Origin of the sequence: Nguyenibacter vanlangensis (assembly GCF_013376155.1) — a bacterium.
Lineage (GTDB): Bacteria > Pseudomonadota > Alphaproteobacteria > Acetobacterales > Acetobacteraceae > Gluconacetobacter > Gluconacetobacter vanlangensis.
In genome coordinates, this window is record NZ_JABXXP010000134.1 from 1 (window position 1) to 6,195 (window position 6,195).

Sequence of the window (6,195 nt, forward strand, 5' to 3'; positions counted from 1 at the left end):
CGCGCGCGGTCCGGCCGCGACCCCCGCGCATGCGCCGGCCTGATCCGGTCGGCCGGGAATCGGCTGGAAAGGCGGATTCCCCGGCCTTTCGGGGTTGGCGGATGGCGGCCGGCAGCGTATAAGCCGCCCGTTTCGCGGCGGGCCCCTGTCCGGCGAGGACTCGTCCGGGGGCGAAATTCAAGGACGCGCATCATGATAACACTTCCCCCCGATTACCGCCCCTCGGAAGACGAGGACTTCATGAACCCGCTGCAGGTGGAGTATTTCCGCCAGAAGCTGCTGAAATGGCGGGCCGATCTGCTGAAGGAAGCGGACGAGACACTGGCCAGCCTGTCCGAGGGCGGCATTCATGAGGCCGATATCACCGACCGCGCCAGCGTGGAAACCGACCGCGCCCTGGAATTGCGCACCCGCGACCGGGCGCGCAAGCTGATTTCCAAGATCAACCAGGCCCTGCTGCGAGTCGAAAACGGCTCCTATGGCTATTGCGAGGAAACCGGCGAGCCGATCGGCCTGAAGCGTCTGGAAGCCCGTCCCATCGCCACCCTGTCGATCGAAGCGCAGGAACGGCATGAGCGGATGGAAAAAATTCACCGCGACGACTGATCCCGGACGGGGGCCGCCGCTTTCTGTTCGGCAGGGGTTGCAACCTGCGAACGGAGACGGTAGGAAGCGCCCATCCACGCTGCTGCTGTAGCTCAGTGGTAGAGCACTCCCTTGGTAAGGGAGAGGTCGACAGTTCAATCCTGTCCAGCAGCACCATGATTTCCCTTTTCTTTTTCCATTCGTGCATTGCATCGTGTGCCTGACGGCCGGCAGGGCCGGTTTGTCGATCGCGGCCGATGCGCCATATCCTCGGCCCGGGCGGATCGGGAGGTCACGGACATGTCCACGCATTACGGCGGGAATGAAGCCCTGTCGCGGCTGATCGACGAGGCCAGGGATCGCGTGCAGTCGCTGGCCGCACGCCTGCGCGGAGAAAAGGCGAGCGAGGAGACCCGGCGGCTCGTCGCCGACCTGGCGGATCTGCTGGACGGCATCGGCGATATGGCGCGTTGAACCGGACACGTTGAACCGGGCGCGCTGACCCGTTCGTCCGCAAGCCCAGGCGGGGCGGCGGGGGCGTGGCGCCGGCCAAGGGGTCCAGTGTTCGCGGCCGGCGCCACGACCTGATCTCGCCATCCGATTCCGACCGAAATATGGCGCGCATGACGGCCGACTCGTCATGCGCCGCGTCCGACGATCAATTATCCTTGATCCATTAAAAGATAATTCACGGACGCGAAGACGCGGCCGATCGGCGGCGATGTAACAATTGGAAATTAGGCAAGGGCGCATCGGGCGCGTAAAGATAAACCATCAATTCCGCTCCCCCGTCTTCGGAAGAAGGGAGCCGCCTTTTACTAAAAATCATGTTTTTCTGTGCTCTAGAGCCATATCCATTCACACTGGTTCACGGATATGGCTCTAGCTCATTGTTTTAACGAGCATCTTTATCCGACCGGACGAGTCCATCCGGTCGGATGATGCTCTAGGGGCATGACCTCTGCCGGCTACCCGTGGGTATCCCCATGCGGACTTATGGAAATATTGGAGCGCCCGAGAACTCTTCCCGATGACGGAGGGCGTCCGGCCGCGAGAGATCCGACAGATGCATATGAATTCCGGTCATGTGATCGTCGTGCTGGGCATGCACCGCAGCGGCACCAGCGCGATCACCAAGGCGCTGCAGGTGCTGGGTGTCTCGCTGGGCGAGAACCTGATGTCGCCGGCGGCCGACAACCCGACGGGATTCTGGGAAGACAACGATGTGTGCCGCATCAACGAGGCATTGCTGCGGCATATCGAGGCGGCCTATGACCATCTCGGCCTGGTCGGTTCGCTGTCCTGGCCGCATCCGGTCCTGGCCGAATTGCGGGCCGAGGCTGCCGCGCTGCTGAAGGCGCGGCTGGCTTCCTGCGGGGGGCTGTGGGGTTTCAAGGATCCGCGTACCTGCCGGCTCATGGATTTCTGGCGTCCGGTGCTGGAGGCATCGGGTTGCAGGGTCGGCGTCGTGCTGCCGCTGCGCAATCCGCTCAGCGTCGTGCGTTCGCTCGAACGGCGGGAGCGGATGCCGGCCGAGCGGGGCTACATGCTGTGGCTGGAACATGTCGTCTGTTCGATTCTGTCTACCGGGGACGTGAAGAACCGGGTCATCGTGGATTACGACCGCATGATGGAAGATCCGTCGCGGCAACTGCACCGCATGGCCGACCGGTTGGGCATGGCGGTCGATCCCGTGGCCTGCAGGGAATTTTCCAATTCCTTCCTCGATGGAACGCTCCGGCATTCGCGCGGCTCGTTGCGCGACCTGGCCAGGGATTCCCGCGCCCCCCATGCGGTGTCCGAGCTGTTTCACATTCTGTCCGATTGCGCCGACGATCGCGCCGACCTCGAATCCCGCGACCTGTACCTGGCCTGCCTCGACGTCGCGCGGTCGATCGAGACATGGCGGCCGTTACTGACCTATTACAACCGGCTGGAGGACAGCCTGGCCGAGCCGGTCGAGGCGCGGAACCGCTGGAGCGTAACCGAAATCCGTGCCTTGCTCCGGCCAGGCACGCTGGCGCGTTCGGTCCTGGGCGCCCTTCCCGAGTGGCGCAGATGATGCAGATGATTGGCGCAGATGACCGGTGTGACGGTGACGGGACGGCGGGTCGTCAGCGCGGCGAATCCGTGACGGTTTCGACGATGAATCGGGGGCGGCGCTTCGTTTCCAGATAGATCTTGCCGATATACTCGCCCAACACGCCGATGGACAGGATCTGAAGCCCGCCCAGGGCCAGCAGGGGCAGCATCACCGAGGCCCAGCCGCTGACGACGGTCGCGCTGAAGACGAGGCGTTCCAGAAGAACCCACAGGCCCGTAACGGACGATGCAAGGAAGACCACGACGCCGAACGCGGCGATCATTCGGAGCGGGAGCACTGAAAAGGACGTGATGCCGTCGATCGCCAGCGCCAGCATCTTCCCGAGCGTATATTTGCTGTTTCCGAATTCGCGGGCTTGTCGCTCATACGGGATGATCGACGTTTTGAAGCCGATTGTGGGGATGATGCCGCGCAGAAAGAGATTGACTTCGTTATGCGCCAGAAGCACGCGAAGCGCCCGCTGCGACATCAGCCGGTAATCGGCATGATCCTCGATGACATTGACCCCGAAAAGGGTCAGGAGCCTGTAATACGCGCGCGCGGTTCCCTTCTTGAAAATCGTGTCGCTCGTGCGCGAGGATCGTACGCCCAGGGCCAGGTCGAATCCGCCCTGGTACGCAAGCAGCATCGCCTCGATCGCGTTGATGTCGTCCTGCAGGTCGCAGTCCATCGTGATGACGGCATCGGCGTCCGCATGGCTCAACCCGGCGAGCATCGCATTCTGATGGCCGAAATTGCGGGACAGTTTCAGTCCGACGACCCGGGCCGGCTCGGCGTGCGCCGCGATGATGGTCCAGGTGCGGTCCGCACTGCCGTCATCGACCAGGATGACGCGCCAATGGCGCAGCGCGAAGCGCGGGTCGGATTGCAGGCCGTCCAGGTAGGAAAGAATCCGCGGCAACGTAACGGGCAGCGCGTCTTCCTCATTATAGCACGGGATGACGACGTCTAGGCTGTAGGGGGTCATTCGGACGGTCCGGCTGGCGAGATGAAGAATGGTCGGGAAATAAAGGCGCGCGTCACATCAGGAACCGGGAGCCCTGGTACCAGAGGATGACGAACAGGGCCTGAACCATGGAAAAGACGCACAGGATCAGCGAGAAGACGGGGCGAGGCAGTTTCTGCAGGAACGCCGACACGAGCATCAGCGTCACCGGATTGGCGTAGATATATCGCGTGCTGGACCACAGGCCGGTAGCTGTCGAGAGCAGGAGCGTCAGCGCGACGAGGACGGATTCCAAGACGAATCCCGACAGGAATGCCCACAGGACGAGGCAGGCTGCGACGAGGCAGGCGAGCGCGAAATAGGTCAGGCTTTCCTCATGCCCGGGCAGGAACGCCGCGGCGGTCAGGTCGCGGGCGCGGAGCCCGTGCAAGATATGCGCCACCGGATTGCCGGGATGGCGCCCCCACGCCGCTTCGATATGCTTGAAGGCCAGCGCGTCCCCCACATGGACGTGGAGATAGAGCATATAGCCCAGCAGCCCGATTCCCCCGACCGAACCCAGAAGGAGGCATTGCGCAACGGCCCGGGCCACCGATCGCACGGTGTCCGTCCCTTGGATGCGGGCCTGCAGACAATGCGCGACCATGCGGGCGCCGCCCAGGACGGCCAGCAATGGCGCCGCCGTCGGACGGCTGGCGGTGAAGAAGGCCGCCACGGCGGACGCCAGCCACGTCCTTTCGCCACGGAGCAGGAACAGAAGGGCGATCAGGAGAATTCCATAAAGCGTCTCGGTAAACGGGACCCTGAAATACAGGCTGAACGGTGAGGCAAGAAAGACGAGAACGGTCATATAGGCGTTCGTCTCGCGTCGTTTCGTCTTGAGGTACAGGGCGCTTGCCACCGCCATCAACGGAAAGAGCGCATTGTTCAGAACGACGCCGCAAAGCTGATAGCTGAAGCCCGTAGCGGCATGGATGGCGCGCAGCAGCAAGGGGAACAGCGGGAAGAACGCCCAGTTTGCCTGCCCGTTGTCATTGCCGCCGAGGTGAGGGTGCAGATCGTACCCGGCGGACGCGATGCCGATATACCAGCCGCAATCCCATTCGCATGCCGAATAGGAAAAGCCGCTGAAGACTTTGGCGACGGCGACATAATACAATAATATGGCCACGTGGCAAAATAACGTGAATGCAAGAAGCCGTGGGATGTCCGTCGTGGCGTCTTTGGCGACAAGTTCGCTTTCAATTTTCATGAATTGTTTGCCACATCGAGGGGGTAGGAATTCGGGTCATGTTCTGGCTTCTCGGAAAAAATATCGGTAAAAACTTTTTTACAATTTATATTCGTCGCCGTATATCATAGGCTCGGTTCGGATCTATTGAAAATCGTGCCCGTCTGTTGCTGGCGCGCCATGTATGATTTGGCTTTATCCCGTGGCGGGCAGGGTCACGGAACCGGTCCTTGGCATTCGCGTTGGCTGCGTCTTGGGATGTCATATGATTGTCTTATTGTGTGCTCACTCTATAAGCACATGGCTGGCGATTCGGTCACGGGGGTTGCGCGCCCGTGGCCTGGATCGGATTGATCTTGGATCCCCGATGCTCCGTCGAGGATCGCGTAAGAGGACAGAATGGGTGAAGTGATCCGCCGGGAGACCGCCAAAAAAACGTTCGAATTCAACGGAGAGCGGTTCACTTCCGACGTATCCGGCCAGATCGCGATCGAGCATTATCACCGTTACCTGCTGGCGCGGGCCTTCTGTCGGGGCCGGTCGGTCCTGGATGTCGCGTCGGGCGAGGGATACGGGGCCGCCCTGCTGGCCCAGGTGGCGGCATCGGTGACGGGGGTGGAGATCGACGCGGCGTCGGTGGCGCATGCCGCCGAATCCTTCGGGCGGCCGAATCTGCGTTACCTTCAGGGGGACGCCCGCGCGCTGCCCTTGCCCGACGACAGCATCGACGTCGCGGTCTCGTTCGAGACGCTGGAGCATCTGGACGATCAGAACCGCTTCCTCGCCGAAATCCGGCGCGTCCTGCGCCCTGACGGGCTGCTGGTCATCAGTACGCCCGACCGGATGGTCTATTCCCCCGCCGGCGCGCCGCCCAACCCGTTCCATGTCCACGAACTGACCGCGCGTGAGTTCGAATCGGCGCTTCGTTCGGTTTTTCCGAACGTCACCCTGATGGCGCAGCGGCCGATGATCGGTTCGGCCATCCTGCCGTCCGGCCAAGGGGGGCCGCCGCTGGTCTTCGACCGGCAGGGGGAGGGGTATTTCGAGGCGACGGACTACATGCCGCGGGCCCCTTATCTGATCGCCTTCGCCTCGGCGGCGGCGCTGCCGGAACTGTCCGCTTCGCTCTATATCGAGCGCAGCGACCTCGATACCGATCCACGCGTGCGGGCCGATGCCGAACTGGCGGTGATCGGGATGCGGGGCGCGCTGGAAAAGGCACAGGAGAAGGCCCAGGCGGATCGCGAACAGGCGGCGGCCGATCTGTCCGACCTGCAGGCGCGCCTGGCCGCGCTGTCCGCCCGGGCGGACAGCGCGGAGAATGCCGCG

6 protein-coding genes and 1 tRNA gene are annotated in these 6,195 nt (G+C 62.8%); 5 read left to right on the plus strand and 2 right to left on the minus strand.

Annotation, left to right across the window (positions count from 1 at the left end; translation table 11 throughout):
- Positions 1 to 192: 192 nt before the first annotated feature.
- The 4 genes from dksA to HUK84_RS08635 all read left to right on the plus strand — a co-directional run bounded on the left by dksA (position 193) and on the right by HUK84_RS08635 (position 2,647).
- Positions 193 to 606 (plus strand): RNA polymerase-binding protein DksA, encoded by a 414-nt coding sequence (gene dksA / locus HUK84_RS08620; RefSeq protein WP_176639938.1) that lies wholly within the window; start codon positions 193 to 195, stop codon positions 604 to 606.
- An 81-nt stretch (positions 607 to 687) separates the two neighbouring features.
- Positions 688 to 762, plus strand: a tRNA-Thr gene (locus HUK84_RS08625).
- 123 nt (positions 763 to 885) lie between these two features.
- Positions 886 to 1,059 (plus strand): hypothetical protein, encoded by a 174-nt coding sequence (locus HUK84_RS08630; protein ID WP_176639939.1) that lies wholly within the window; start codon positions 886 to 888, stop codon positions 1,057 to 1,059.
- A 592-nt stretch (positions 1,060 to 1,651) separates the two neighbouring features.
- Positions 1,652 to 2,647, plus strand: a complete 996-nt coding sequence (locus HUK84_RS08635) for a sulfotransferase family protein (RefSeq protein WP_176639940.1) — start codon at positions 1,652 to 1,654, stop codon at positions 2,645 to 2,647.
- 52 nt (positions 2,648 to 2,699) lie between these two features.
- Here HUK84_RS08635 and HUK84_RS08640 read toward each other — a convergent pair whose 3' ends face one another.
- Together HUK84_RS08640 and HUK84_RS08645 are read right to left on the minus strand one after the other, a co-directional pair.
- Positions 2,700 to 3,656: a glycosyltransferase family 2 protein gene (locus tag HUK84_RS08640; RefSeq protein ID WP_176639941.1), complete on the minus strand. Its 957-nt coding sequence runs from the start codon at positions 3,654 to 3,656 to the stop codon at positions 2,700 to 2,702.
- Positions 3,657 to 3,708: 52 nt separating this feature from the next.
- A complete protein-coding gene (locus HUK84_RS08645) occupies positions 3,709 to 4,806 on the minus strand; it encodes a hypothetical protein (protein ID WP_176639942.1) in 1,098 nt (365 codons plus the stop codon).
- A 459-nt stretch (positions 4,807 to 5,265) separates the two neighbouring features.
- On the opposite strand from HUK84_RS08645, the gene HUK84_RS08650 reads away from it, so the two are divergent.
- Positions 5,266 to 6,195: class I SAM-dependent methyltransferase (locus HUK84_RS08650; RefSeq protein ID WP_176639943.1), on the plus strand; the 930-nt coding region annotated here is incomplete at its 3' end.